We start from the raw sequence: 4013 nt of genomic DNA on the forward strand, positions 1-4013 counted from the left end.
CGAAGACACAATCTTCCCGCTCGACCGCGCCAGCCCGGTCCACGGAACATAGCCGGGGTCAAAGCTCATCGCGGCGCATTTCTGAGATGGTTGTGCAAGTTGATGAAATGCTCGAAGCAGACGAACCTGTTCGTAGGCAATGCGTTCTGTATCCAGCAACATCTTATGAAGGTGGAGTAATTTATTTCGTAAATCACGCAGATATTGATGTTGACGTATTCTTTGTGAAAGTGTATTAGAAGTCAATGTTACTCATCCTTTCGTTACGATAGTCTTGAATGGCTTAAATAATTGCTGCGTCAGTATTCATCACGAATAGACTGTAGCGAACAACTGGTTTGTTGAGTGATACACTAGCGATGAGTAGCATATCCAATGGTGGCATAGACGCTCGCCGCTTCTTCCTTTCTCTTCTGTACCAGAGGCTATGCCAACAAGACGCTCCACTCACCGTAGGAGTACGGGAGTGGCACTCAACAGACATTGCCAGTTCCTCACTGTCTTGTGCAAACAGCACCATTAACCATCTGCCCAACCTCAGTTCATGTATTTGGTTTCCTTGTTAAAGCATATAAGAATCAACATATCTTTTTATAACCGTTATATCTTATATTTGATTAATCATATATTAGCATAAACTTATAAGAAGTACATAGTGTAGAACCTATTGAGAAAATATCAATTATGGGAAAACCGTTTTAATGTCGCTAGCATACGTAATTCTAGGTCTTCTTCAGCAGCAGGAAATGACGGGCTATGACCTCAAAACGAGCTGCTTTGATCAATGCATTGCCCATTTGTGGCCAGCAGACCAGGCACAAATTTACAGAACTCTCGATAAGCTAGTTGAGCAAGGCTGGATTACCTGTACGATTGAGATTCAGCGCGATCGCCCTAACCGCAAAGTCTACAGCGTAACGGAGCCAGGGAAAGCCGAATTCGCCCGATGGCTTGGAACTCATCAGCCCTTACCGACTGTAAGAGAACCAATGCTAGTCCAGTTGCATTTTGCAGATCAGTTGCCGAATGAAACCATCATTTACCTACTGGAGCAACAATTAGCGGCTCGAAGCAAAAAGCTTGCTGAATGTGAAACCATCGATTTGCCCTCACTTGGTGATGAGTCTGCCAACCGGGAGCAAGTAATGCAAAGGCTTGTACTGGAGTTGGTAATCCGAAGAGAACAGACTTATATTGATTGGTTGAAGATAGCACTCAATGTTATCACTCACCAAAAGCCTTATGCATCACATTACCAGATTCTTTGACACTAGTAAACTCAGCGAGTTCCTCACGAAACTCGCTGGTCTTCAAAACCGTGCTTAATAGTTTCCCATTACACGGCTCCTCAAGGAATCGGAGATTTCAAAAAATATCGCTTACGGCTTCAAGGATATTGAGCATCAAATGACGGATCAGAATAATGAACTCAGAGAAATCAAAGCTTACTTAATCCGAAATCGGAATACGTCTGAGAAAGAGAGCTAGCACCCCCCCAATAGACTCACTGGGGATTCGATTTAGGTGGATTTTGTTATTTTCCAGAGTAAGTAGTTTATCTGCTGTAATTTTGAGTTATAAATTTTCTCAATTCCAGCTTTTAAGAAGTCAGAGGGACTAAATAAGAATATGTCACTAAAGCCATTAGTAATTTCAGGTAATTTATTTTTCTCTATAATTTGAAATCGTACTTTTGGATCAACTAAGTGACCTAGAATTTGTATTGCTGGAATTATGCTATCATCAGTAATTAAAAGCGGTTTATTACCTTGACTCACCATGTTAGCAACTTTGGGAAATTCTTGGTATTTTTCTGGAAATTTGTTCCACCAAATCTGGGCTTGAGAACTGATCGTACAAGATATGATTCCGCTCATGATTACCATGAACGCTACAAGTGACCAGAGCTTTTTTTGCCAAACTTTAGTAGAAATAGATGTGAGTTTAGTGCTAAATAAGTAAGCAACAGCTAACTGTATACCTAAAACTGAAGGAAGTGTATATCGACTAGTAGCGTATCGTTTTTGAAAGACGAAATCCACTATCAGTAAGGGAAGCCCTACAGATCCAATCGAAGTCAAGACAAATAACCAAACTTCCTTAGAGGTTCTTCGACAGAGAACATAAATTGAATAGAGTATTAAAGCTAAAATAATTAAAATAACAGGAATTAAGACAATCTTAAGTTTTCCTGGATCGCTAGGGCTAATACCTAAATCAAGAAATGTACGACTAAAGATTCCAGCCCACCTTATAGCTGATGCAAATAATGTTTGTTTAACATTCGCCCAACTTACTGTTTCTGGCTGAGGGTTGGTAATAATAATCCAAATCCAAGGTACGAAAGTTATAAACCCTGCAAGCGATGAAATTAGGTAATAAATCGATGTTTTACTTAATCGGAAGCGTTCGATTGTAATTACATAAATTCCTTGCCCAAAAGCAACTAATGTAAAAAATATATGAGTATAAAACCCTAATGATAATGTTGCTGCATAAATGCACCAACTAACCTTTGTTTTAAGGCGCATAGCTCGCAGCAGTGCTACGCTCGATATTAAGATGGTTACTATCCATAAACTATATGCTCGTACTTCTTGTGCATACACGACATGAATAGGTGAAACGGCTACCAACGCCATAGCTATCCACCCTACTAGTGAAGACTCAAATAATTCTTGGCATAGCCAATAAATACAAGAAAAGGTAAGCAGACTAATAAATGCGGAAAAACTTCTCGTCACTGCTACAGAATCGCCAAACCACTCTACCCAAAACCGGATCATCACAATGTATAGTGGCAAAATCTGTGAGTCTTCTAACATAACCCCTTTAATTGTATCAATTGCGTTTTTTTCAGGATTTGGATACTGGTAGTGATGCAAATCTTCTATGGTGAGCAAACGACCATTACTTAACTGCTGATTCATTTCTGACTGCATGTAGCCAGATATGCGTAATGAGGAGAAAACTTCATCGCCCCAATAAAGTTTTTTCTCAATATTGACGAAGCGAAAAAATACACCTGTGATTAATACGATGATAATTAAAAAACGTAGTAAAGATTGAGAAATAAACCAGTTCTGTGAAAATTGCTTTTTCATATAGTTTTAAATCTCCTCAAAGCCTTAATAAATGCTGAGTAAATTTTATTATTGACAAAATCGTTTTTTAGAAGGCATTTTGCTTTCTAAGCTACTCTCAAAGATATTGCAATACGACTGCTAGATTCAGTTTCAGGTTCATCAAATTGCAATTTATGGATATTGTCACACACTTTGGAAAGTATGAATCATTAGATAAAATATTTGTATCCACCTTAGAGGCGATTGACTAATTTTTAGTAGCATTTTGGTAATGGCAAAAATAAATTTGTATCTCCAAATATGTTAAAGGACAAAGATTTTAATCAGAATCAAATTTGCTATAAATATTTGAACTAAAATTTTTTATATTAAGTTTCAAGGATTTTGCAGCTTTTGGCAAAATATCCCATACTTAATACAATCGTTGATTTGCCATCGTATAATATAGTATACATTGAGCTAAATGTAAAATCTTTGTGTTAAAAACAAAAAGATTTCATAAAGTTTATATGTAAATTTTATAAATACGCCTTTGTGTAAAATTGAAACCAAGCCGAAAATGCTGAGTCTGGTTTATCGAGTAGACTAAGCTAGCGATCGCCCCATAGCGCAAATATTTCTGATTCATGACAAACCTAGCTGATTGCCCCGATGAAAGAAGGGGGGCAGGGGGAGCAGGGGGAGAATACTAATGACTAATGACCAATGACTAATGACTAATGACCATCTTCCAGTAATAGAATTAAGAACGAAGCCTTTGTAAAACCTTCAACTATCAAAAGATAGAAGCTCTAGTACCAGATTTGACCGAATGTCAGTAAATCGAAAATCTGTATCTCAAATAGACTTGTAGCATATTAAACGCTTGTAAGATTTTTATGACTTCCCGTATTCGCTTTTTGATGTGCCCTCCTGACCACTACGATG

At 37.9% G+C, this 4013-nt stretch carries 3 protein-coding genes and 1 pseudogene; 2 read left to right on the forward strand and 2 right to left on the reverse strand.

The window, feature by feature from the left end; all coding sequences use genetic code 11:
* Positions 1-239, forward strand: a pseudogene (locus tag LC574_RS29865) (hypothetical protein); the annotation flags it as partial.
* A gap of 44 nt (positions 240-283) precedes the next feature.
* Here LC574_RS29865 and LC574_RS29870 read toward each other — a convergent pair.
* Positions 284-520: a hypothetical protein gene (locus LC574_RS29870; protein ID WP_229457232.1), complete on the reverse strand. Its 237-nt coding sequence runs from the start codon at positions 518-520 to the stop codon at positions 284-286.
* A 181-nt stretch (positions 521-701) separates the two neighbouring features.
* On the opposite strand from LC574_RS29870, the gene LC574_RS29875 reads away from it, so the two are divergent.
* Positions 702-1268: a PadR family transcriptional regulator gene (locus tag LC574_RS29875; RefSeq protein WP_229457233.1), complete on the forward strand. Its 567-nt coding sequence runs from the start codon at positions 702-704 to the stop codon at positions 1266-1268.
* 252 nt (positions 1269-1520) lie between these two features.
* Here the strand turns inward: LC574_RS29875 and LC574_RS29880 are convergent, their stop codons facing one another.
* Positions 1521-3104 carry a glycosyltransferase family 39 protein gene (locus tag LC574_RS29880; protein ID WP_229457234.1) on the reverse strand — a complete coding sequence of 528 codons (1584 nt, stop codon included), beginning with the start codon at positions 3102-3104 and terminating at the stop codon, positions 1521-1523.
* Between the last annotated feature and the right edge of the window lie 909 nt (positions 3105-4013).

The organism is Nostoc sp. CHAB 5715, from assembly GCF_020829685.1.
Classification (GTDB): Bacteria; Cyanobacteriota; Cyanobacteriia; order Cyanobacteriales; family Nostocaceae; genus Nostoc.